Annotated in this window: 17 protein-coding genes and 1 tRNA gene; 7 read left to right on the top strand and 11 right to left on the bottom strand. The window is 43.8% G+C overall.

What is annotated here, in order from left to right:
- Positions 1-68: 68 nt before the first annotated feature.
- The 4 genes from secD to BBC0178_RS07295 form a co-directional block, all read right to left on the bottom strand.
- A complete protein-coding gene (gene secD / locus BBC0178_RS07315; RefSeq protein WP_078040404.1) occupies positions 69-2,618 on the bottom strand; it encodes a protein translocase subunit SecD in 2,550 nt (849 codons plus the stop codon).
- Between the two features lie 1,027 nt (positions 2,619-3,645).
- Positions 3,646-4,512, bottom strand: coding sequence for a glycosyltransferase (locus BBC0178_RS07305; RefSeq protein WP_236831492.1), 867 nt, complete (start codon positions 4,510-4,512; stop codon positions 3,646-3,648).
- Positions 4,513-4,553: 41 nt separating this feature from the next.
- On the bottom strand, positions 4,554-5,750 hold the full coding sequence (locus tag BBC0178_RS07300; protein ID WP_188317712.1) for a glycosyltransferase: 1,197 nt from the start codon (positions 5,748-5,750) through the stop codon (positions 4,554-4,556).
- Positions 5,751-5,992: 242 nt separating this feature from the next.
- Positions 5,993-6,475 (bottom strand): class I SAM-dependent methyltransferase, encoded by a 483-nt coding sequence (locus BBC0178_RS07295; protein WP_078039678.1) that lies wholly within the window; start codon positions 6,473-6,475, stop codon positions 5,993-5,995.
- Between the two features lie 529 nt (positions 6,476-7,004).
- Between BBC0178_RS07295 and BBC0178_RS07285 the strand changes: the two genes are divergently transcribed.
- Complete coding sequence (locus BBC0178_RS07285) at positions 7,005-9,374, top strand: mechanosensitive ion channel family protein (protein WP_077973566.1); 2,370 nt, start codon at positions 7,005-7,007, stop codon at positions 9,372-9,374.
- A 1-nt stretch (position 9,375) separates the two neighbouring features.
- On the top strand, positions 9,376-9,642 hold the full coding sequence (locus BBC0178_RS07280; protein ID WP_077971882.1) for a hypothetical protein: 267 nt from the start codon (positions 9,376-9,378) through the stop codon (positions 9,640-9,642).
- A 524-nt stretch (positions 9,643-10,166) separates the two neighbouring features.
- Here BBC0178_RS07280 and BBC0178_RS07275 read toward each other — a convergent pair.
- Positions 10,167-10,253, bottom strand: a tRNA-Leu gene (locus BBC0178_RS07275).
- Positions 10,254-10,901: 648 nt separating this feature from the next.
- On the opposite strand from BBC0178_RS07275, the gene ilvA reads away from it, so the two are divergent.
- The 5 genes from ilvA to BBC0178_RS07250 all read left to right on the top strand — a co-directional run bounded on the left by ilvA (position 10,902) and on the right by BBC0178_RS07250 (position 16,609).
- Positions 10,902-12,170 carry a threonine ammonia-lyase IlvA gene (ilvA, locus tag BBC0178_RS07270; RefSeq protein ID WP_077971880.1) on the top strand — a complete coding sequence of 423 codons (1,269 nt, stop codon included), beginning with the start codon at positions 10,902-10,904 and terminating at the stop codon, positions 12,168-12,170.
- Between the two features lie 40 nt (positions 12,171-12,210).
- Entirely contained in the window at positions 12,211-12,741 is a 531-nt protein-coding gene (locus BBC0178_RS07265; RefSeq protein WP_078039676.1) for a hypothetical protein, read from the top strand.
- A 657-nt stretch (positions 12,742-13,398) separates the two neighbouring features.
- Positions 13,399-14,823 carry a DEAD/DEAH box helicase gene (locus BBC0178_RS07260; protein WP_149867513.1) on the top strand — a complete coding sequence of 475 codons (1,425 nt, stop codon included), beginning with the start codon at positions 13,399-13,401 and terminating at the stop codon, positions 14,821-14,823.
- A gap of 402 nt (positions 14,824-15,225) precedes the next feature.
- Positions 15,226-16,086 carry a 3-mercaptopyruvate sulfurtransferase gene (gene sseA, locus BBC0178_RS07255; RefSeq protein WP_078039674.1) on the top strand — a complete coding sequence of 287 codons (861 nt, stop codon included), beginning with the start codon at positions 15,226-15,228 and terminating at the stop codon, positions 16,084-16,086.
- A gap of 1 nt (position 16,087) precedes the next feature.
- Positions 16,088-16,609: a GNAT family N-acetyltransferase gene (locus BBC0178_RS07250; RefSeq protein WP_149867444.1), complete on the top strand. Its 522-nt coding sequence runs from the start codon at positions 16,088-16,090 to the stop codon at positions 16,607-16,609.
- Between the two features lie 578 nt (positions 16,610-17,187).
- On the opposite strand, the gene pqqE is transcribed toward BBC0178_RS07250, so the two are convergent.
- From pqqE to BBC0178_RS07215, 6 genes are all read right to left on the bottom strand, one after another.
- Positions 17,188-18,279: a pyrroloquinoline quinone biosynthesis protein PqqE gene (pqqE, locus tag BBC0178_RS07245; RefSeq protein WP_078039672.1), complete on the bottom strand. Its 1,092-nt coding sequence runs from the start codon at positions 18,277-18,279 to the stop codon at positions 17,188-17,190.
- A complete protein-coding gene (pqqD, locus tag BBC0178_RS07240; protein ID WP_149867443.1) occupies positions 18,276-18,581 on the bottom strand; it encodes a pyrroloquinoline quinone biosynthesis peptide chaperone PqqD in 306 nt (101 codons plus the stop codon). Before pqqD ends, pqqE begins: the two co-directional genes overlap by 4 nt.
- On the bottom strand, positions 18,578-19,336 hold the full coding sequence (pqqC, locus tag BBC0178_RS07235; RefSeq protein ID WP_149867442.1) for a pyrroloquinoline-quinone synthase PqqC: 759 nt from the start codon (positions 19,334-19,336) through the stop codon (positions 18,578-18,580). Before pqqC ends, pqqD begins: the two co-directional genes overlap by 4 nt.
- A complete protein-coding gene (gene pqqB / locus BBC0178_RS07230) occupies positions 19,329-20,264 on the bottom strand; it encodes a pyrroloquinoline quinone biosynthesis protein PqqB (protein WP_078039671.1) in 936 nt (311 codons plus the stop codon). Before pqqB ends, pqqC begins: the two co-directional genes overlap by 8 nt.
- 398 nt (positions 20,265-20,662) lie before the next feature.
- Positions 20,663-23,110 carry a membrane-bound PQQ-dependent dehydrogenase, glucose/quinate/shikimate family gene (locus tag BBC0178_RS07220; protein WP_078039669.1) on the bottom strand — a complete coding sequence of 816 codons (2,448 nt, stop codon included), beginning with the start codon at positions 23,108-23,110 and terminating at the stop codon, positions 20,663-20,665.
- A 282-nt stretch (positions 23,111-23,392) separates the two neighbouring features.
- The gene (locus BBC0178_RS07215) at positions 23,393-24,430 is read right to left on the bottom strand and encodes a LacI family DNA-binding transcriptional regulator (protein ID WP_078039668.1); all 1,038 of its coding nucleotides are present in this window, start codon (positions 24,428-24,430) and stop codon (positions 23,393-23,395) included.
- Positions 24,431-25,099 lie beyond the last annotated feature (669 nt).

The following is a 25,099-nucleotide window of genomic DNA, read 5'->3' as shown; positions in this document are numbered from 1 at the left end:
TCGGGCGATTACCCCCCCAAAAAAAAGCCGGTATGACATGACCTCGTCACACCGGCTTTTGGAAAAAATTATTTTGCGTTCACTGAATTCGGATGAGGCTTGTCTTCGATGAGATCGCGCCCCTCATGGTGATGATGCCACCAATTGCCAAGAAAGAGCAGAATTGGTGCAGCAATGAAAATTGACGAGGATGTCGCAATAATTACCCCGACAACCATTGGAACGGCAAAATTATGAACTGCGCTACCGCCCCAGATCGCCATCGGGAGCATCGCAAGAACAGTGGTTGTTGACGTGAAAATACAACGGATAAGCACCTGATTGATCGACATGTCGACCAATTGTCGCAAGGCCATCTTTTTATAGAGCCTCATATTTTCACGCATACGGTCATAAACCACCACTTTATCGTTGACCGAATAGCCGACAATTGTGAGAAGTGCGGCAATAGCTGTCAAATTGAAATCTAGCTGGAATAGTGCAAAGAAACCGACCATTTTGGTGGTGTCGAGGACAATGGTGACAATGGCACCGACAGCAAAGAACCACTCGAAACGCCACCAGATATAAAACATCATGGCAATGGCCGCGAGAACGACAGCAGTAAAGCCGGCTGTAGCAAGTTCACCGGAAACTTTCGGACCGACAACTTCGATCTGGTCAAAAGTGACATCGGGGTAGATTGTCTTGACGGCAGTTTTCAGTTTTTCAATGGCTGCAGTTTGTTGGGCTTCACCACCATCCTGTTGCTGAACTCTGATGAGCACCGTGTTCTGGTTGGAAACATTTTGCAATGCAATTTCGCCTAATCCTAATTGTCCCAATGTCGAGCGCAATGTAGCAAGATCGGCAGGGGCCTTGGTGGTAATAGCCATCTGGCTACCGCCCATAAAATCAATACCGAAATTAAGGCCCGGCTTGAAGAACAGCACGATTGACGCAATTGACAGGAAAATGGAAACCCCGATGCCGATGAAACGTGCATTCATGAAGTGAAAATTGGTGTGTTGGGGAATGAATTTGAAAAATGAATGGATGTGTAATTTGGTAATTTTCCATTCACGCACAACCCACGACATAATGATACGCACGATGGTGACATCGGTAAACAATGAAATGATGATGCCAAGAAGCATTGTGACAGCAAAGCCGCGTATCTGACCGGTGCCGAACCACAACAGCAAAACTGTGGCTATAGCAGCCGTCACATTCGCGTCGATAATGGTTGAAAACGCATGTTTGAAGCCACGGTCAAGCGCGGCCATAGACCCCATGCCTTTTTCACTTTCTTCACGGATACGTTCATTGATAAGAATGTTCGCATCAACCGCGATACCAATTCCGAGAATGATACCGGCGATACCGGGAAGCGTGAGCGTTGCACCAATGAGACTGAGTGCTGCAAAAGTAAGAACAGTATGAAGCGCAAGTGCAATATCGGCGATAATGCCCCATAGCCCGTAAAGAAGGAAGATAAAAAGTGCCACGAGGAAGAAACCGGCAATACCGGTATAAAGCCCCATTTTGATCGCATCCGCACCGAGATCCGGACCGACAGTGCGTTCTTCTATCACTGTTAAAGGAGCAGGCAATGCGCCGGCACGCAACAAGGCGGCGAGGGTGGATGCTTCTTTGGGAGTGAAATTGCCGGTAATTTGTCCGCTACCGCCAGGTATGACGCCTTGAATGACTGGAGCTGTCAGAACTTTGTTATCAAGGACAATAGCAAACGGCTTGCCGATGTTTTCTCTTGTAATTTCGGCAAATGCTTTCGCACCGATTGTGTTGAGCTTGAAGGAAATAAGCGACTTGCCGGGAATTTGCGGATCAAAACCGGCCGAAGCATCGGTTAACACACTACCGTCAAGCGAAACCTGATCATAAATAGGAAAACGCTGATTCTCGTCGGTATAACCCGGCAATATCGAAACACCTGCAGGCGGATTTTCCATATCGACATTGGTAGGAACAAGGTGGAATGTCATTTTCGCCGTAGTTCCGAGAAGATCACGTAATTGCTTCGGATCCTGTAATCCTGGCAATTGGACTTCAATGCGATCAAGTCCGACTTTTTGAATGCTCGGTTCTGCTACACCGACCTGATCGACGCGTCGACGGATAATTTCAAGGCTTTGGTCAACAGCATTGTTTACCCGATATTTGATGCCGGCTTCCGTCAGCGTGACGCGGATTGCGTCATTCTGCTCGCTTACATCAATATCAGACGAAGATGCGCGGAATGCGCCTGCCGAAATAGGGGTCGCCAATTCTTGAAGCGCAGTCAATGCGGTTTGGCGCTGACCCGCATCAGGAATGACGGCGACAATCGAATCGCCGATCATACGGACACTGGTTGACTGGATTTGCTTTTCGCGAAGTTTGCCACGGACATTATCAAGAGCGGTACGTAACTGATCGCGCTTGAGCGACTTGGCATCGACTTCGAGAACGAGCGAAGAACCACCTCTGAGGTCAAGGCCCAGAACAACTTTTGTATCCCTCATGAATGATGGTAAATATTCGAGCTGCTTTTCCGTCAACAGGTTAGGTAGTGCAACCAGAACTCCCAAGAGAAGAACGACAAAATATAAAGTTGTTAGCCAGCGTGGTGTTCGCATAAGATCCATCCAATAATTGGCACCTAAAAAATAGGTTCTATATTACGATTTGGTTCAGATAAGAACCTTCTTTTTGAAGTTTTCAACATTTAGGCTGATAACACGTATTAAATGTATATGGAAATTTCTATCTACCACTTATTTGCCATTAATGGTTTCCGTAATGTCTCATTCAGGCTATCGGAGCATAGAATTTTGAAAAGAATGCCTCTTATGAATCATCCGAATTTTTTTCCGACAATCGATTTTTTCAACTAGAGTTTCGTTATGGCCTGAAGATAATTGGCGAAATCTTTCATGAGAAGAAAAAGTAATTCCAAACGGAAGTCGGAAATGTAGAGGACAATTGCCGAACCGGACAAGAACGACAACGCTAAAATCTCCGGTCGTACAATAGGGATGCTGATAATGACAAATGACATATGGCTTATCTTCCATAAAACGACCTCACAACGAACAATTTTTGTCGCGAAAATTTATTTTTTCGTCCGAAATTGCAACGCTACTTTTTAAGCCGATTTAGTTAAGAGAACAAAACCTTTGTCTATTATATAAACGAGCTCGCTTTTCAGACTATCAAACGATCAAAGGTTCTGACCAAGTTGATTTGATCTCCTCACAATAAAGTGGAAAGAACTTTGCTCTTTGCAGGTGATAGCAATTTTTTGTCAACAGTCGTCGCTTAAATGCGCGATGTTCCGGAAAACGTATTTGCAGGAAGGACCAGTAAAAAAATGATTTGTAAAGGTTCGGAGAGTAAAGGGCAGAACGTGGATGTCTAAAACAAAACCATTCATTACATGTATGAAAGCGGACCGAATTACGGTTATCTCAGGCAAGTACAATTATCATGCTAATTGTAACACAATAACACTTTTATATTTTAGACTGTTAGTCAGGAAAAAGCCTAAAAATATGAACGCCGAACTGTTCCTTCTTTATTCAAAATTTAAAAATTCGGCCATGAGATGTCATGCCTATAACAGAATTGCTATGGTGTAAAATATCGCTCAGACAGGCAAACCGATTATCTATTCCTTCGACGACAAGCATTTCTATACTTTTTTACAAAGATAAGTCTCAACAAATGAAGGAGTGTCCTGCTTTTTGAAGTTAAAATTTTCTTTGCGCGCTTTTGACCGACAATAAAATCTCCCCAGTCATTATTATGGTCCTCGTTTTTTCGTACCAAACAACGCATGAGTAATTCGCCGGATTGTATTCCTGCTTCTATCAATGATCTTTCCAAACGTTGAAAAGCAGGGTACTTTTTGTAAGTTCTTAGCATGGAGTCTTCTCTCACCCGATATAAAACCAAAGGTTTCGGGACCAATGCTAATTGCTTCTTTTTAAGTGTCATTCTTAAATATAGCTGAAAGTCTTCCCACATTGCCCGCGTCTTTTCGTCAAACCCTCCGATTTCCAGAAGCATTTTTCTTCTATAAAGGCCATGGGCATCACCAAAGCAATTTGTGTGATAACTTCCGCTTAAGGCAAGAGCCAGGTCTTGTCCGATTGGCTTATAAACATCCTGCTTATTATTTCTTTTTTTCCAGTTGGTTTTGTCTTTAAAACTTAACAAATAAGACGTTGCAGCATCAATTTTTTGATTATTGTCCAAAATCTTTGCCAGGATGGTAATATTACCATTCAACATTATATTATCATTATCGTGAAACAATATATAATCCGATGAACAATTTCTTATGCCGGTATTTCTTGCAGCTGATAAACCTTTGTTTTCTTCATGAATAACAAGTTTCGTACGAGGGCAAATATCCTTCACTCTCTGATAGAATGTTTCTACAAAAGGAACATATTCTTCAGGTGAATGGTCATCGACAATGACGATCTCGTCGGGCAGGCGAATGGAATTTTTTATCCCCTCATACACATCGTTAAGGCACTCGAGACTTCCTTTAAAATTCGATATGACTATTGAAACTGTACCCTTTTTAATAGCAGACGGTTCGCTTTTTTATAGAGACTGTGAAAGAAGCTATTAAATTGCGAAAAGTTTTCTTTGTAATTGTCAATAACAGTCTTTTCCAGCAATTTGATGGAATTTGTCCTATTCCAGAAAAATTGTGCGAATTTTTCTTTTATCGCTTTTGCGAGGTCATTTTTATATAATGCATTTTCATCACAATCATCTGTAAAAATATCACGGATCCCTCCGGCATCTTTTACAAGTATCTGTGCTCCTGTTCTTATGACTTCAAAAACAGACATGGGGTAGTTATCATTACTATAAGGCAAAACGACCAGAGAATTTGCCTTATTCTTTTCTATGATGGCGATCGCGTCTTTGGAAGAATAAACTCCATAGGAGACGTCACTGTAACTTTTTATGATTTCTTGATCGACAGAATCCGCACCAATAAAAATCACCTTTTTTATTTTTTCATATAAATCCTGATAGCGAGGTGAATTTTTTATTTCTTTTAACGCATCACAAAAGTCATCATACCCCTTTTGATGGGATTTTTTGCCGAAAAATATCAATGTCGATAAATGTTCGTAGTTATCGAAGTCCTGTTTTTCCTCAATCTGTATTGGAAATCTGAGCTTGATCGGAGACTTGAACCGCATTCCCTGTTGTTGTTCGTATAAATTTTTCAAAAACGTAGTCGGAAAGACAACATGATCGGCTTTTTCCAAAGAGATTTTTTCAAAAAAATCAACGGTTATATCCCGTTTAATCATGTCTTCTTCGGCATTATCGAGATAATAATGGTTACCATGCGCAACAGCGACCAGTTGCGTTTGTCGAGGAAGTAGGTAACTGTCTTTTGCCTGGGCAACACGAAAACCAATTCCGAAGTATTCTTGGTATTCTATGACGTTGATCGTTTCATAAATATATAGAAAATGATATACCGCTTCCAATATTTCATCGCGGTCATAATGGTTAATGGTATCTATGTTGCTTATCTGACCAATGTGGAACCATCTTTTTTCATGTATGGTTTCCAACCAGTTTTCATCGAGGCCAATAGGACCAATAAACAAAACCATTCTTTTTTCCGGCAATGCATGGTCTGTATATGTTATATAAGAGCCTATACCACCACTACGCTTCAGTGAAGAATGCTCGGTCGTTATCAATAAATGGCCGGATTTTTCCGGCATGTGATTGGCTGTAAGCCAATTATTATAAAACTCTTCACTACACGATAAGGTGGCTAGAATTGTAACATTACTTATATCAAATTTATTTTGTTGGGTATAACCTATTTCGTCGACATGGAATGCCGAATTAACGAGAAATCCCTCGAACTCGGTTTTCGTCCATTGTCTAACATGTGTTTGATTATCCGGTGCGCTTTGATTGTTCTTCCCGTCAATCCGGTCACGATCCGGCGTAGAAATTATCAATCTATTTTTATCATTTTTTTGAGCAAATATCTTAAAGTTGCCAACAAAGGCCGAGGATCAAACAAATGTTCTATCACATCCGACAAAATAAATATTGTCGGCGTGCCGTCATCGAATTTTTCCCTTAATGTTGATACTTCGTCCCAATCCTCCAGGTTGATTTGCAAAAAGTCAGCAAAATCAGGATCGGGATCTTCGCGGTTATCGGCAAAGTCGACTTGAAAAAAATGAACTTTTTTATCTTTATCAGGGCTGTTTATTTTACCAAAAAACATTGGAAGTTTTTTCCCCGCACCCGTTCCTATGTCTACAACCCGTTTATAGACAATCGGATCTGCTAAAGCTTTTGCACGTTTATAGGTGTTCTCCTGCCATAAGATACCGTCATCGCTATATTTATGAGAGAGCTCAAGAAAATTATTGCATTTGGAATTGCAATTGAAGTTATTTAGCAAGGTGGGGATTTTTGTGTTTTCCATCACATTTTCCGCGTGAGAACTCCAGCTAAAAAGCTATAGGAAGAACCACACTTTTCCTTTCTTCAATTAAAGCGGGATCGTTCAAAGATTGGACCGTCTCACGAAAAATGGATAAACTAATCAGTAACAATCCGCCTTTACACGCACTTTCAAAACTGGGGGTGGAACCAAGGGCGGCCTGCTTCCACTGTTGGGGCATATAACTCACTCTTTTTAAAAGACAAGCAAAATTTACCTGTAAGTAAGGATATAAGTGAAAAAGTATCATGAATCTTTTTATTAAGCAAATATTTTTAATGACAAAAACATAAAAATTATAATTTTGGACGTCGGTTGAAAATGTTAGTGCGGTTTTCCCGGCGCGAATGAACTGGCTTTAATTTGTCATAGTTCTGCAAAAATCGTATAGAAAATAATAAGCAATAGTTGAGTAGCCCGACACATATCTGCAAATTGCCTTTTTTGTGTCGGAACCTATATGCGCGATTCGTTATCTTTATCTGGAATGGTTGGTCCTTTGAATTTTAAAATGAATTTTAAAAATCTCATTCGCAATTTCTGTTTTATCATTGCTCTGGCAATCTCTTCGACAGGAATGACCTTATCAAGTCTATCGGCGGTCGGGAATGTTGCGGAGGCGCAAACGCCTTCAACCGGTGATAATACGGTTTTAAGCCCCGCAGATCTTGTCAAACAACAACAAGCGGTCGTGAATGGCTATAAAGATCAGCTAAAAGAGCTATTGAAAAGCTATGACGCCGGACAGGATGACGATGCAGCCTTGACCGATATCCGTAACAAAGCACAGGATGTCAGCGGTAAAGTCATTAACACGGCTCTGCTTTTCCGTTCACCGTTGAATGATATCAATTTACGTCTTGACCAATTAGGCGAGCCGCAAGACGGGGTTCAGGAAGCAAAAACAGTTACCGACGAGAGAAATAATCTTCGCCAGCTCAAAGTGAAGATCAATACTTTGGTCGGACAGCTCGAAGATTGTTCGATTGATGCCAATCGGCTTGTTGAACGAACGATAGCGCAATCGCGGGAATTGTTTGCAAGAACATTGACCCACAAGGTGGAGTTTTCTTCACCTCTTGGTAAACAAATTGCCCAATCTGCAAAAGATGCAGCGGCGGACTTTTTCTCGTTGATGTTTTCCTGGTGGCAATTTGTATATCAATTCAAGTTGTTAGCGCTATGTGCTAGCATTTTGATTCCACTTTTTATCGCTGGTGTTCTTGTTGTTTCGACGCATAAATTGATCGGTCGTGTCAAACATGAGGCGACGAAGGAAGAAGAAGACGCATCCTATTTGAAGCGCTTGTCATTTGCTTTTGTCGCAACGCTTGTTCCGACAATGATTTGCGCGGTTTTTGTCATTCTCATACTTATATTTTTCAACTATCTCGGAATTAGTTGGCCAAATCTGGAACCGGTATTCCGCTCGGCGGCAGACGTCATTATGCTGGTGTTTTTTATCGCCCGTATGTCTTTTGTCATTCTCTCGCCAAAACTGCCAGAGCTGCGGTTGATGAATATAGCACCGAAACCGGCGCGTCTGTTGATTGTGCTATTGACCTTATTGGCGTTGGTAATGGCACTGGATTATTTCCTGAATGCTGTTTATCGCGCCGTATCGGCACCTCTTTCACTTGCTATCGCCAAGAGCTTCATTTCGGTTATTCTTGTTGGTATTATTATTCTGGCGATTTCCTTTGTTCGGGCGAGAACGAGCAGCGAGGACGATAAAAAGGTAACGTCCTGGCCGCTCTATATCCGCATTCCACTTATTGTTGTCGGGTTATTGCCTATTTTGACAGCACTTGCCGGTTATGTCGGCATGGCCCGTTTTATTTCTCAACAAATTGTTGTTAGCGGTGCATTTCTTGTGTTGATGTATCTTGGCATACAAACAGCGCGTGCAACGGCTGAAGAGGGAGCTTTCGCCAAGACATTCATCGGTCGTCGTCTGGTACAAAGATTTAATATCGACGATAGCACAATGGACCAGCTTGGCCTTGTTGCCGGTATTCTCCTCAACATTATTGTGATTATTGTTTGTGTGCCGCCGATCATCATGCAACTCGGCTTTTCGGCATCCGATATTTTATCGGCCTTCATTCACATAATGACCGGTTTCGAGATTGGAAATGTATCTATCTCGCTTGTCGGTATTTCAATTGGCATTGTTTTCTTTTTGATAAGCTGGTTCCTGATACGCTGGTTTATCGGCTGGCTGGATGGCACAGTGCTTGCCCGCGGAAAGGTCGATTCAGGTGTCAGAAATTCCATCCGTACGGTCGTCGGTTATGGCGGTATTGCGCTTTCCGCGCTGATAGGCCTGTCGGCCGCCGGTTTCAATTTGAGTAGCCTTGCATTGATCGCCGGTGGTCTTTCACTTGGTATCGGCTTTGGACTTCAAAATATTGTCCAGAATTTTGTCTCCGGTCTTATTCTGTTGGCAGAACGTCCCTTCAAAGTTGGCGATTATGTCGAAACCGGTACAATTGTCGGAATTGTCAAACGCATCAGTGTCCGTGCAACCGAAGTCGAGACGTTGAAACGGCAAACGATTATCGTGCCGAATTCAAGTCTCATTAATAACAATGTTGGTAACTGGACACATCGTAATAAAATCGGGCGTGTTGACGTGACGTTTACTGTTCCGGCCATGTCCGATCCGGAACATATCGTCGAGGTATTGATGGAAACCGCCAATAATACCGAAGGAGTTTTGAAAAATCCGAGTCCATGGGTCAGTTTTTCAAGCTTTGACAGCAATAATTTCAATTTTACTCTGGCAATTTACGTGCCCGATATTACCGCGACAATTGCGGTCACAAACAAAGTGCGATTTCAGGCTTATAAGCGGTTTTCTGACGAAGGAATTACCTGATATGACAAAATGGTTTCTTGTAGCTGTTGCTTTGACATGTTTCTTTTCGGAAGGAGTAGAAGCTGCAACAATAAAAAATACCGATCAAAAAACAGAATCTCTTGTGGTCGCTGAAGGGAGTTCCAGACGGGATGTGTCTTTAAAGGCAGATCAGACAGTCGACATCTGTCCAAAGGGATGTTTCGTTACCTTCCCGAATGGCGATCGATTTGCAATCAAGGCGACAGATACAATAGAAATTAACGGAAGTCGTGCGAGCTTCAAATGAAAGCTGAAAATTGACTGTCCCCATTTTGAGAAACAGAGAGCTCGGTATTTTTGCCTTAAAAACGTGTGTCGGATTTGATGTCGGATGATAACGCTCTATCCCTTTGGCGTTTTGTTTCCTGTGGTTTTAAGGAACGCATGATAAATTAGCGGCGGCTCTTTTTGTGACGAAGAGCGTGCTTTTATATTCAAAAAATCGTCTTTTCGATTGGTCGCCTATCAGAATGTAGTTGTTCTTGAATGATTATGTTCGCGTTGGTTGCACCAAAGGCTTTGCAATAGACTTGATTAATTTGGTCGAGAGACTGCTTGAACTTGATTGAGAGACTTCGATTAACCGCCTTTGATTAAGAAATTGGGCAACAAGCTCAACGGAGAGCAATATCCGTTCAAACATGTTCATTTCGAACTTTTCCTAATTTTTTGCGAATTGAAAGATTAAGACCGATATTATCGGGTTGAGCAAGGAAGCGTTTTCTTTGAACCAGATGCAAGAAACGCATGGGGAAGCTTAAAACAAGGTAGTGGTGCGGACGGCGGGACTTGAACCCGCATGATCTAAAGATCGAGGGATTTTAAGTCCCTAGCGTATACCAATTTCGCCACGTCCGCAGCTTTTGCCCTTATAGGGAACGAATATCAAAAAGTGAAGCCAAAAAATTAATTTAAAATCGGCTCGGGGAAATAGCCACAATATTTTTAAATATCGAACGTTTCTGTCTATTTTTGCACGGTAGTTTTTTAGCACCGTAAATGAGTGCGCTGAAAAACGAGACGTTAAAAAGCAGTGAAAATAGTCGCCGATGTTTTCTCCTGTTGCTCGCCGGAATTTATCAGAATGGGAAAGATGATAGTTTTCATTTCGCCTTTTAATGAGCGAACCATGCGGGCATCTGGATATTGATTATTAAATTGGAAGGTCTACCGCTATGATTTCATCAATCCGATGAGATCGGGTTTTAGTAAATACGTTTCATTCTGCTATCTACCGATAATTTTCTTTGCGGAGTTTATTTTCCGGATATGGTGTTTTCAATATATGAAAAGGGTGGAGGGGCCGAGAGTCGTTTCAATGGAAGCAGCATTTCGTGCAATTGAACGCGATTGGTGCGATTGATATGAAAGTTGAATTTTTTGTGTCTCGCGCCATTCGACTGCGAATTTTTGTTGAATATAATCTTGTTTGATTTAATCTAGCCGGGATTGACTTTCCAGAAGAAAGCCAGCTCGAATTTTATGGAATAGAAAGCATTTTATATCATGAGTGAGTTTGTTCAAGACGTGGCGAAAGCTGCCAAAGCTTTGCGCAGTCTTTTTGATGAGACCCCGCTTCAGCGGAATGAGTATTTAAGTCAGAAATATGATGCAGAAATTTACCTCAAGCGTGAGGATCTGACTCCGGTTCGCTCCTATAAAATTCGTGGTGCTTTCAATTTCATTTCGCAAATGCTCGACAAGGTAGCTCCGGAAGCGGCTTTCGTCTGCGCTTCAGCCGGCAATCATGCTCAGGGTTTGGCTTTTGCCTGTCATCATTTCAAGCGTAAGGGTGTTATCTTCATGCCGGTGACAACACCGCAGCAGAAGATTGACAAGACCCGTTCATTCGGAGGCGAATTTATTGAAATTCGTATGATCGGCGATACTTTTGATCAATGCTATGCAGCCGCAAGAGCTTTCGTTGCTGAAGGCGGCGGGGTAATGGCACCGCCTTTCGATGATATGCGGATTGTGACCGGACAAGCAACGGTTATGTACGAGGCTGCAAAGCAGTGGCAAGAGCTGGTCGGAGATGAAAAACCCGATCTGGTTATCATTCCTGTTGGTGGTGGCGGGCTTGCCAGTGGCATCAGCCATTTTATCCGCGAAAGTGGTTGGACAAAAACCCACATCCGCTTTGCCGAACCGGAAGGGGCTGCAAGTCTCTACACCAGTTTGAAGGAAGGCAAACGCGTCAAACTGGAAGATGTTGATACATTTGTCGATGGCGCGGCAGTTGCCCAGATTGGGGAACTGAACTTCAAGATGCTGAAAGGGTTTTCACCCTATGATGTGTCGATTATTCCGGAAAACCGTTTGAGCGCAACAATAATTGAAATGCTGAATGTCGAAGGCATTGTGGTGGAGCCGGCTGGCGGTCTTTCAATTGATGCATTAAAGAGCATTTCTCCGCAGGATTTGAAAGGCAAAAAAGTTCTCCTTATCATTTCTGGTGGCAATTTCGACTTCGAACGTTTGCCGGAAGTGAAAGAACGCGCCTTGCGTTATCAAGGATTGAAGAGATATTTCATTTTCCGTTTTCCCCAACGTCCCGGTGCATTGCGTGGTTTTCTCGACCAGCTCGGACCGGATGATGATGTTGCGCGCTTTGAATATCTGAAGAAATCGGCACGCAATTTCGGTTCCGTTCTTATCGCAATCGAGACAAAACGTTTCGAGAATTTCGCAGTTCTTGAAACAAAGTTCAAAGAGCTTGGTTGGGCGTATCGCGATATAACCAATGACAGGGTATTATTTGATTATATTATATAATTAAATCAAATACCTATATTGAACCAAAAGGTCGTTATCAATGAAGTTTCTCACCTCGCTGTTTTTTGCTTTGGCGTTATTTATTTCCGGAATCGGAGTGTCGAATGCGGCCGAGCCGGACTCTATCCAGAAAGCCGAACTCGACGGTCTTGTTGCACAAATCAATAACGCAGCGCAGAAAAAGGATCTGAGCTTCATTGCCAATAATATGCCCGAGCGCCTTTTCAATGAGATGGCGCTCAGGCTGAAGACCGACGAAGAGACTCTCAAAAAGAATTTTATCAATCAATTGGAAAGCCAGTTCTCCAATCTTCCAGCCGGAGCTTATCGTCTGGATACGGGGAAGATCGAATATCGTCAGACAACCAATGGTATTCCCTATGCTCTGATACCGACGCGGGTAGAAACAAAAGATGCCATTATCGAATATCCAACGCTGGCAATTATTGATAACACAAAGTGGCATCTCATTTATGGCGGGCAGAAGACTATTCAAAATCCGGTATTTCTGGAAATTTATCCGGATTTTCAGGATGTAAATATTCCGCAAGAAAAAATAACCCGCAAATAATTTATCCTGTTTGTTCCTGAAATATGAGGTTCATGGCTTTATCGTTTTATAAAGTTCGGGCAGCATTCCGCTTAAGTTTTGTGTGACGATTGGCACTATTTTGATTGAGGAAAAAAGCTTTTCCTTGAAGGTGATAATTGCTGAACCTCGCGTGATGCATCATCGTTCACGCTTTTATCCGGTAGAATGAATATTAGATCGCAGCGGCAATATCCGACAAAATGAATTTTCATTTGGTCGTGTAAGGATTTTTTTAATGCTAGAAAAAATAGTCGCTCTTCCGGTTAACGGCGAAATTGCGGTGAAGGCTCAGAGTTTATTTATTTTGGATGAAAGCAGTTGCTTTTTATATCACATTGAACGATAAGGCTGGTTGTGATGCTTGGGTTGGTGAGCCAACTTTCTATAAAGGGACTTTGTAGCATCATTCACCTTGCCAAAGGTGTTCATTGGTCGCGCAAGTCGCTTCAAGGGGCTACCTCGAGCGTTTCGTCCTTATATTGATTAATCCGATGTTCCGGTTGCGCGGGAGATCAGGAGTAAAAAGCCTGTCCGGAAGTGGCAGGGAAAGATTTTATTTTGAAAACACAAAATTCGAATGCCTTCGAGGCATTGGGTGTATCGCCTATTCTCGCTAAAAATCTTCTGAAAGCCGGCATGACCGAGCCTAAACCTATTCAGGAAGAAGCTATTCCTTCAATGCTTGCCGATTGTGACATTTTAGGTATTGCGCAAACCGGTTCGGGAAAAACATTGGCGTTCGGTCTGCCGGTTTTAACAAAAATCCTTTCAATGGGCGATAAGCGGCGCCCGAAAACAGCTCGCGCCTTAATTCTCGCTCCCACACGTGAACTTGCCGTACAGATTGAAGAGGCTATTCATATGGTCTCGAAAAATACGCATCTTTCCACTTGTCTCATTCTCGGGGGCGTTTCGAAAAATTCGCAGATCAAGCGCATGGCGCAAGGTGTTGATGTGCTCATTGCAACGCCCGGACGGTTGATGGATCTGGTGAGGGATAAGAGCGTAGATCTATCCCGTACAGACTATCTCGTTCTTGATGAAGCAGACCGTATGCTCGATATGGGATTTATCAAGGATGTGCGCCGGATTGCCGATCTTGTGGCGAAAGGTCGCCAGACAGCTTTGTTCTCGGCAACTATGCCGAGGGAAATCGAAAAGCTTGCAGAGACGCTTCTTCATGATCCGGTTCATGTCGAAGTTGCAAAACAGGGGACAACGGCTGCTGAAATCAATCAGGTCGTTCATAAAGTCGATCGCCGTAACAAAAAGGATGTTCTTAACAAGCTTTTGACCAATCCGGCTTTAAGCTCGGTGATTGTTTTTACGCGCACAAAACATGGCGCGGATGCGGTAACGCGCAATCTTTCCAAAACGGGCTATTCTGTTGCAGCAATTCATGGCAACAAATCGCAGAATGCACGTCAAAAAGCCTTGAAAGGTTTTCGTGACGGAACAGTGCGTATTCTCGTTGCAACCGATATTGCTGCACGGGGCATCGACGTTCCGGGAATTAGCCACGTTATCAATTACGAACTTCCTGACGAGGCTGAAAGCTATGTGCACAGGATTGGACGTACCGGACGCAACGGCGCGCATGGTGAAGCCATTACGCTTTATGACGAGAGTATCGAGAGTGCACGGCTTAAAGCTGTTGAACGTGTTATTCGCATGAAGTTGCCACGTGAAGACGTTCCGCCACAGTTTGGTCCTTTACCTGAAAAAGTGGAAAATAAACAAGGTAAAGACAAGACCGATTCCTCGGATGAGGCTCGCTCTCAGAAACACAAAAAGGACGGGACTTTTCACGAAAAGAATAGAACGCATCGCCGTAAACCTGTTTCCGGAAAGTCCAGCGGGACTATGACCAGAGATGACGAACAGGCTTTGTCGGGTGATCGTCAAAAAAGCTTCAAGCGGAGAAACAGAAATAACGATGCCAGAAAAAATCGTGAAACGCTCGAAGCACGAAACGAGAAACCGGTAAGCACAAAAAGAAAGAAGCCGAATAATCGTAAAAAACCGGTAAGATTAAGAAAGTCGGTAAGACGCGCGGCCTAAGTTTTGGAAGAGGAATAACTTCCTGATAATTTTCTAAACGGATTTATCATTCGAAGGCATTTCAGCTTTCCAACCGTTATGAATGAAGCCCGATAGCATTTTGATTGCTTTTCGGGCTTGTTTCCACTTGATCTCCAAGGTAGAGATGTCGGTTTGGGCGGGAATCTTAATTGCTTGGAATATGAATTGCTTTTGACGTTTTCAAAAAGCAGAAAATGATCGGAAAATCTCCTTTGGACTATGGCAACGATTTTCAACTCATCGCCGCCCATCCGATTTGATTATGTCCTATATTAAACTTGCATTGCTCTATAAGTCCGCTACTATTCCGCTTTGAATCTTTCGCAAAATCACCTAATGTTCTCATATAGTTGCAAGGATTAAGGAAATCGGGATAATATCATGGAAACCCACAGTGAGTTTATTGTTTCAGATGACTGGTTGAAAGCGCGATTGGGTGATCCCAATCTCTCGGTGCTTGATGCTTCCTGGTATTTGCCCGCCGCCAAACGCAATGGTCGGGATGAATATGAAAAATCCCATATACCGGGTGCTGTATTTTTTGATCATGATAAAGTTTGTGATGAGACATCCGGTCTTCCCCACACGCTTCCGAGCCCTGAAAAATTCGCACAATTTGCAAGCGAAATGGGGGTCAATGCGGATGATACGATTGTGGTTTATGACGGCATCGGGTTTTTCTCGGCACCACGGGCATGGTGGATGTTTCGGGTCATGGGCGCAAAAAATGTTTACGTACTGGATGGTGGCTTTGCCGGCTGGCAAAAAAAACATTATCCGGTCACCAATGAACCGACAAAGATTAAAAAGGCGTCTTTTCAGGTAAAATTTGAACAAGACAAGGTTGTGCTCATTGACGAGATGCGGCAACTCGTGGACGGCGAAACAACCCAAATAGCCGATGCTCGTGGACATAAAAGATTTTTAGGTGAGGAAGCGGAGCCGAGACCGGGAATGCGTTCAGGCCATATGCCGGGCGCTCATAATATCCCGTTTTCGACTTTATCTACAGATGGTAATTTTAAAGATCTGAACAAGATTAAAACTATTTTTAAGGATGCGGGTATTAATGTTGCGGCTCCGGTTGTAACCACTTGTGGTTCCGGTGTCACGGCTGCGGTGCTTGCTTTGGCGCTCGAGTCATTAGGTAACCATAATGTAAGGCTTTATGATGGGTCATGGAGTGAATGGGGGTCTAAAAAAGATACGCCGGTTGTTACTGGCACTGATGGGGATGAATAATATGCCACATTTTCTCAATGCCCGTGTCACGCATCTGGAAATGTATAAGCGGCCTGCGATGACCGTGCCTTCTCCGATTAATCTGCAAATTGCGATTATGCGCGCCTATCATATGCCTGTCCATTTTTATCGCTATCTTTATGAGCAGATTGGCAAGGCACACCATTGGAATGTCCGTCGGAAAATGACTGACGCGGCTTTGAAAGATCTGATACAATCGGAAAATACAGTTATCCATATCCTTTATGTCGACGGTTGCCCCGCCGGTTTTGCTGAAATAAATCTGAAAGAGCTGCCCAAGTCTGCCGAAATTGTCTATTTCGGTCTGGTGCCGGATTATCAGGGCAGGGGGCTGTCATACTTCTTTTTTAACGAGATTTTGCATTCTGTGTGGGAATCCAATCCGGATAAAGTCATTATTCAAACCAATACATTGGATAGTCCACGTGCCTTACAGCTCTATCAAAAATGTGGTTTCACGCCGGTAAGCTACAATGACGTTATGATCGAGCGTTGGGATTGAGCAAGTAATCCGGAAAGTCTTTATCCCCGAGAAGTTTTTGCATGAAGATAAAGGTTTAATTGCTAGCTCAACAGCAACATCTAATTTCCATATGTTACGAAAGAAGCTGACCTTATCTTAGTGTCATTCGAAAGCGCCACAATGCGGTCTGAACGCCGATCGCGCTCCTTGTGGACATGAATAACTTGCTTTTTGCCGCTTGACAAAAGCAATGCGGGTATTGGTTGAGTGCCATTCTATTTCAGGAAACTTGTCACTATTCTAGGCTACTCATATAGCGGGCTGCCCCAATCATTGCCCCAGCTTATGGATGACCGTATAAAATTCAATTTGAATTTCAGGGTAAGAAATCTCGGCAGCCGAGCAATGGAAGACGCTTGATTGAATGGATAGTTTTGTACATTGATCAAACACGCTGATGTTTTGTTAAACCAAGTGTTTCATTTTCGTGAATTTCGATTTTCCTGATTGATTTGAAAAGAAGGCTTGGAAATTCACGATATCGAATTTTGTCGGTTCGCACCTTTAAGTTCAATAACGGCAATCAAAATCCGATTTGAAACGGAAGCAATATTTGATCAGAAAACGCCGATACGACGGTATTGAAGAGGTGCATTGGCATGGCTTGCTTGCTCTCCCAACTCTCTGATTTTCTGGTGAAAAGGTGACTTGATGCAAGCGGGGTCTGTTGCTGATGCATCACCTACCAATGCCAATGCCTGACAACGGCAGCCACCAAAATCAATATCGCGTCTTTTGCAGGACCGGCAAGGTTCCGGCATCCAGTCAAAACCGCGGAAGGCATTGAATGCACTCGAATTATGCCAGATTTCGGAAAGTGTTTTTTCTCCGAATTTGTCAAAATGTAATGTTTTAATGGTTCTCGCCGCATGGCAGGGCAGAACTGTACCGTCAGGGATGACGACAAAGGCATCGCGAGCCCAGCCGCCCATGCATGGCTTCGGGTAATCGGCAAAATAGTCGGGAATGACATAGTCTATATTGATGATACCCCGCAGCTCTTCGCGATATTTTTCGACCTTTTCCATCTGTTTTTCAAAGTCTTCACGTTTGGGCATCAAAGCGTTGCGATTAAGCAATGCCCAACCGGAATATTGAACATTGGCGATTTCTATGCGTTCTGCATCAAGCTTAAGCGCAAGATCGAAATAGGCGTCAAGCTCGTCGATATTGTAACGATGGATCGGTGCATTCAAAGTAAGTGGCAGGCCGAGTTTACGGACAAGTTTTGCTGTTGCTATTTTCTTCTCATATGCGCCTTTATAATGGCCTATCAATTCTGTCGTTTGCGGTGTTGTGCCCTGTAACGATAGTTGTACGTGATCAAGGCCTGCTTCTTTTAGAGCTTCCAATGTTGCTTCAGACAAGGTAACACCGGCGGTAATAAGGTTCGAGTAAATGGCGCTATCATGAACGGCAGCAACAATTTCTACAAGATCTTTACGCAATGTTGGTTCGCCACCGGACAAATGCGCTTGTAACACGCCGAGCTTTGCTGCTTCTTTGAAAAGTTTTTCCCAAAAACTCTTATCCTGTTCCTGATCGGCTTTCATGAGTTCCAGCGGGTTGGAACAATAGGGGCATTGAAGCGGGCATCGATAAGTGAGTTCTGCCAGCATACTGATGGGAGGGAAGATTTCTACAGTCATATTTTTACGACAAGTTGGTCGGCCCAATCTTGTAAAAAGGAGTAAACATCGTCAATGATTTCGTGAACCGGAGCATCATAGGTTTCGGATAAAGAAAGAGCAATCTCGTGGGCAGTTTTTGTTCCGTCACAAAGCCGCAATATATCAAGCCCGATTTCATTCGGCCAAAACACTTTTTCCGGTGAAAGCAGCGCATAAGCCTTCCTCACCGGTTCGTATTGGATTCTGACGTGATGAAATAATTCCGGGCGGCTTTCGTCGCTCAGAATTTTTCTTTGTTTTGTCAAACGGTCTGCCATCATTCGTTCGAGGTACCACGAAAAGCGCCAGGGGGAATACGTCCGGCTTCTCCGTAAGCATAATCCAGCGCATCAAGCATTGACCAGAGCACACCGGTTTTGAATATCAAAGCATCTATGACGGCCTGCTGTTTTTCGGGCGTGTCGGCATGTTCGCGCACATAGGCCAATGAAAAACTTGAATCCTTCGGTGCCTGTGTCAATCTCGGTTTGAAATAGGCCAATGTCTCTTCGCTCACATAAGGATATTTTGCCAAAATACCCGGAACACGTTCGGCGATGATTGTCGGTGAAAACAATTCCGTCAATGAAGAAGCAACACCTTCGAGAAGCGGCCTCTGGCGACAGAAATTGACATAGGCTTCGACAGCAAAACGCGTTGACCAAAGAGCTTGTCTTTCGCTTTTCACCATCTCTTCATCAAGTCCCAAACCGGTAGCAAGTTTCAACCAGCGCGCTACACCGCCATCCAGCCCGTTTGTGCCATCATGATCGGTAATCCTGCGGCGCCATTCGGCACGAAAAACCGGATCTTTGGAATTCATCAGAATTGCCGCATCTTTTCGCGGAATGGCTGCCTGATAACAATAGCGGTTCAATGCCCAGGCCTGAAGTTGCAATTTCGTCATCTTTCCGGCCATCATCATTTTATGATGGGGGTGGTTGATATGGTAACGTTCTTTCCCGATCTGGCGCAGTATTTTTTCAAGCTCGTCAGGTGTCAGGCCATTGCGGGCAATATTGTGATAATCAGTCAAAGTTTAACTCCATTCCGTCAAATGCAACTTCCCAGCCGGATTGTTCGACTTCATGACGTTCAGCCGAATGATCATCAAGGACCGGGTTACTATTGTTGATATGAATAAATATTTTTCTTGAAACTTTTGCGTTGCGCCAGGCTTCGATAGCGCCATCGGCACCCGATATTGACATATGTCCCATGCGTTGTCCGGTTTTAGGGCCAAGGCCGGCTGTTATCATTTCGTCATCGCGAAACAATGTGCCGTCAAAAAACAGGCAATCACTATTTTCTGTCTGATTTTTGACAAAAGAACTCACTTTTGCACAACCCGGAATATAGGACACCGAGTGATTGTTTTCCTTGTCAAAAATTCTGACGCCGATTGTATCTTCAGTTTCGGAACCGAAATCCTTTTTCTTTTTGTCTTCCAGAAAAAGAGCAATTTTTCCGGGAACCGGAAAAGCTTTGATCTCAATGCCCAAAGGTTCATTATTCACATCAGAAATCTTGGTTAACCTGTTGAGTGGCAATACTATTTTCTTGACTATTGCCGGATCCAGAATGTTGAAAACGGGATTACTATTAAGCACATTGATAACACGTTCCGTTGCGTAAATGACAAAGGGTTGTCTTTCGCGCATGGTCAAAAGACCGGCAATATGGTCAATATCGGCATTGGTGAGAACAACTGCAGAAATCGGGGTTGAACGCAATAGTCCATTCGGGTCTGGAAAAAGTTCCGGAGTGGAATTGATTTGCTGGCGTAAATCGGGCGAAGCGTTAAAGAGTATCCAATGTTTTTTGTCTGCCGAGGCAATGATACTTGATTGGGTACGGGGTAAGAAACCCGATTGATGGTTGCGCGCATTGCGGCTCAGATAGTAATTGCAATTCCATTGCGGAAAGCCGCCGCCTGCTGCTGATCCTAAAACTTTAATATACATAACGAACTGTTTGATTTGACGTTTTTATTGATTTGGCGATAGTGCTAAAACTCTTGAATAACCGGCATGACAAATTTTCTGCACTAATATGAACGGATAACTATCCGGTGAAATTTTTTCAAAACTTTGCGGGGGTGATTGCGGAACGATATGTCAACCGGCATGAAGCCGTTTTTTAACGCAACGCCTGCAGAAAAAACTGCAGGCGTCATGTTCAAATCAACGTTTGTTCTTTACTTCCGCTGGCAAGTAACGGGAAATTTCCATTCCTGCAGCGACTTGACACATAGACGGTTTTTTCCATGTTTTTTCACGGTTTTTCTCCTTCAATATTCGGGTTTATTGCTTCTGCCGGATAGACCGGAAGAAGCTTTTTCAAAAAGGGCAGAATGTCCCTTTTATTTTTTATCCGGCAAACTGTAGGCGATTACCAGATCGGAACGGTTTTTGTTGGTTCCTGTGCGTGTGGCACCACCCACAACGGCTACGATATATTGTTTTCCATCTTTGCCGATATATGACATTGGTGCACCTTGTCCGCCAACGGGCAGGCGACCGCGCCAGAGTTCTTTACCGGTGTCGCTATCAAATGCACGGATGTAATAATCAAGCGAACCATGGAAGAATGTCAATCCACCGCCGGTAACAAGCGGCCCGCCCATTGTTGGCATTCCAATCGGGATATAAACGCCGGGGACAAATCCGTGAACCGGTGCATCCTGAATAGAGCCAAGCGGAACCTGCCATTTTGTTTTTCCGGTAACAAGGTCGATAGCCGTCAATGAACCGAATGGCGGTTTAAAGCACGGTACACCGAGCGGAGAAACAAACATTGAGCGTTCAACACCCCAAGGAGTACCGGTTTGCGTTGAATATTCGCCTTCAGTGGTTGGCTTCAAACCGATTTTCTTGGCGACATCCTGTTTTATGAAACGGCCCCATTGTGCCATACGTATATCATTGACGATAAGTGTACCGGTTGCAGCATCGATTGCGCCGCCACCCCAGTTCATGCCGCCATAATAACCGGGGAAAATAAGAGTGCGTTTCTTATCCGACAATGGTGTCCATTCGCCTTCCCAACGCATCGATTTGAATGCGATACGGCAAACGAGTTGATCGAAGATTGTGCCACCCCACATATCGGATTCTTTAAGTCTTTCTGTGCCGACTGAAAGAGCCGAGAAGGGTTGTGTCGGTGCAACATTCATGCCCGGCATCGCATCTGTGGCGACAGCGCGTTGCTCGACCGGATAGACTGGTTGACCATTGCGGCGGTCAAGAACAAAAATCTCGCCACGTTTTGTCAACTGGATAACAACCGGTACAACGGAACCATCAGGTCTTGGAAGGTCATAAAGAATAGGCTGGGAAGAAACGTCATAGTCGAACTGGTCGATATTGGCAGTCCTGAAATGCCAGGCTTCCTTACCTGTTTTTATGTCTACCGCGACGATAGAGTCATTATATTCATCCGAATAAGGGTGGCGATTGCCTGTCCAGAAGTCCGGTGTCTGGTTACCTGTCGGGAAATAGACAAGGTGAAGCTTCGGATCATAGGCGGCTGTGCCCCAGAAATTCGGTGTTTCAGGCGCATAGGTTTGACCGGCTGGAAGCGGAGTGCTGTCTTTTGCACCGCGTGCTGCATCCCATGCCCAGAGAATTTTACCGGTAATGGCATCAAAACCACGGACAACACCGGAAGGTTCGCCAACTGTCAGGTTATCGTTCAACCGTCCACCAACGACAATCACGCCTTCGGCAACAAGCGGAGCGGAGGTGATATTGTATGAGCCCTGATCGCTTGTTGGAGGTTCTTTTGTAAGACCAACAGTCAGGTCAACAAAACCATTGTCGCCAAAGCCGTCACAAAGCTTGCCGGTTTCAGCGTCAAGTGTGAAGAGACGTGCGTCAATTGTGGTTACAACAATACGTTTGCGGCAAACCGTCGGAAGGGTAGCCTCGGTATTGTTGCTGTTTTCGTTATCACCGTTTGATGCAGAATGGTTGGCAGCAGCTTGTTTATACTGCTCTGTGAGATCCGTATAGCCAACGCCACGGCATCTCTTCCAGCCTTTTGTGCTCTGGAAGATTTTCGGCTTCGGATCATATTTCCATTTTTCAGTGCCGGTTGTTGCATCAAGTGCGATAATTTTATTGAGCGGTGTGCAAAGGTAAACCGTGTCATCCACTTTGAGTGGCGTAACCTGATATTCTGCACCGTCGATCGCAAGGTCGCCTGTATGATAAGTCCAGGCAACTTTCAAATCCTTTACGTTGGATTTGTTGATCTGGTCGAACTGGGCATAACGGTTGCCTTTGGTGTTGCGCCCCCATGCAGGCCAATCATTTCCGCTGTCCTTTCCTGCATCTTCATAGACAACAGGCGACTTTTCGCCACTTGCTGTTACCAATGCATGCGGACGCGGCATATTGGCGAGAACCGCAATAACAGCGATGGCAAGGACCACAGAGCTGACCGTTGCGAACATTGCGGAAAACGACTTTACGCCATTTTTCTTGAGCAATGCCGGCGAAATGATAGAAACGACCAAAGCAAAGACGAGAAATACCATAATTCTTGGCACAAGTTGCCAAAAATCGAAGCCCACTTCCCAAAATGCCCATAAAAGATCAACAATGAGCAGCCCATAGGCAACCCATAAAGCCGAAGCACGACGTCTGAAAACGTCGATGCCGATCACCATCATGGCTATACCGGCAATGGCATAAAACCAGGAACCGCCTAGTGCTATGAGCCAGATACCGCCAATGGTGAGTGCTAGCCCCAATAAGAGGGCAATGATCCCGAGGACGCGTAGCGTCCATATTTTCCAATTTGTCATTTATACTCCCAATCTATTGGATTACCTCGCCCATCAATCAAGAGACCGACAAATTTTCGATGCACCGCTTCAATAAATTCCGTTTCAGCTTGATCAATTAGCAATTTTTCGAGAAAACAAAGGTTAGAAGCCTTTCAAAATATGCAGATATCGGGAAATTCTCATTCCCAGCTTAAACTGCGACATTTTGTCTCCAATTTTGTCTAGTCTGGCAATAGCAAAGCAGCAAGGCTTGGGGCGTCACTAAAATGACGCAATTGACGCAATTAAAAACTTGCCTTTTCAGATATTTGTTTTGCAAAAAATTTTAAACTCTGGCTGTCTCAGATGAGTACCGTGATTTCCCGCCAGAATCGGGGCTGCTGCATTGGCTATTGCCCACGCGACTTGTGTGTCGACATCCTGATCGAGAACGAAGTCAATCACGTCTTGTTGAAGAAGCAATTTGTGCTGAACGCTCAATTCATGGCTGATCCACTTTGGCCGGTCAGGCATTTTTTTCAGAATATCGCCGATAGCGTCCGGTGCATGAACTGCCGAATATATTCCGACGATATGATGCTTTTTTAATGTCTGGAGCACAATCGTGCTCGTCATATCGTCATCTTCATTGGTTTCGTGAATGATAACCGGACAGTGTTGATCGATTATTTTCAGAAAGCCCACAACACGATCGCGATGTTCACGCCGTTTGTTCGAACCTTGAATAACAAGAACCTCTCCGTCATTGCGCAATAATCCATTCATTAATTGTCCGGCAGTTTCACCCTGAACAAAATTGTCAACGCCACCATAAAGATGGTCGACATCAATCGGTACGTCATTGACAATCGTGACAATCTGCTCGCCACGTTTTGCCACTTCACGAAGTGCGGGGATTGCAGCTTCATCCGATCCGGCTGCTATAATGAGTGCATTGCGCTGGAAAGGAGGCGTTAAAATCGCTTTATAAAGGTTATCGTGGTCGCCTTCGGGAATGAGTGTGCGGTGTAATGAAATATATGACGGTAAATTGCGGGCATGAATTTGCGCTAACGCGTCAATTTCTCCCCATAAAGGGGAGTGGTTGCGAGGCGCATTTTTGGGAATAATAAGTTCGATACGGTATGTGCCATGCCAGAGATCCGGCAGGACGCGTTTCATACCGAGTTCCCGCGCAGCCGCAATAATTTTTTTGCGGGTCGTTTCCGATACACTTCCACGTTCATTCAAAACACGATCGACTGTGCTCCGGCTCATCCCCGTCAGTCTTGCTATATCGGATGTGTTTACACGTTTAATCCCGGCTTTTCTGAAACGTGAACAAGCTATAGCTGACAAAAATTCTTCTCCCGAAAATATATCCCGAAAATTGACATCGAAATTGCACTGAAGAAATACTGCAATCCCTTTTCAAAAACATGCCAACGTATCAAAGCAGATCAAACGTATCCGGAATTAGGACTATCAAGAACACGATGAGCTTGTCGATTAATGTTTGGTATCTCTTGAAAACTGGTGATTAATAATAACATAAAGCTTGATTTTAAAACCCGTTTTCCCGCTCTGTAACAGCTTTTTGAAGAGGTAAAACCACTTTAAAAAACAAATATCATTTTGTGAATGGTCATCGGTTCAATCAAATAAACCGGAATAAAAAATATAATATATATTAAGAAAAGTATATTAAATTGAATATTATTATTTTTAATGATTAAAATCGATTAATATCTAATTGAATTAAATTATAAAAATTCCTCTCATATTATTATTCGGTTTTTCAAATTGCAAAACTTTGATAATGGTGAGGGCGTTATTTACCCCTATGCACCCCACTAAGTGATAATGCCGAAAAGGATGCTTTTTGGTGGTTTTGCCTGAAATTTTCATGACCCATATGTTTTTACAGGCTTTTTTGTCGGCTCCTTTATATCGGCTCTTTGATAGATGGAGTATTTATTAACGCGGGGCTAACTTAGCTTCTATCATCACCTCCACATGTTGGTTTTA

It is taken from the genome of Ditibartonella apihabitans (assembly GCF_002007485.1).
GTDB classification, from domain to species: Bacteria; Pseudomonadota; Alphaproteobacteria; order Rhizobiales; family Rhizobiaceae; genus Bartonella; species Bartonella apihabitans.
The sequence above is the reverse complement of the archived record's forward strand: the minus strand, read 5'-3'. Positions and strand labels throughout refer to the sequence as shown.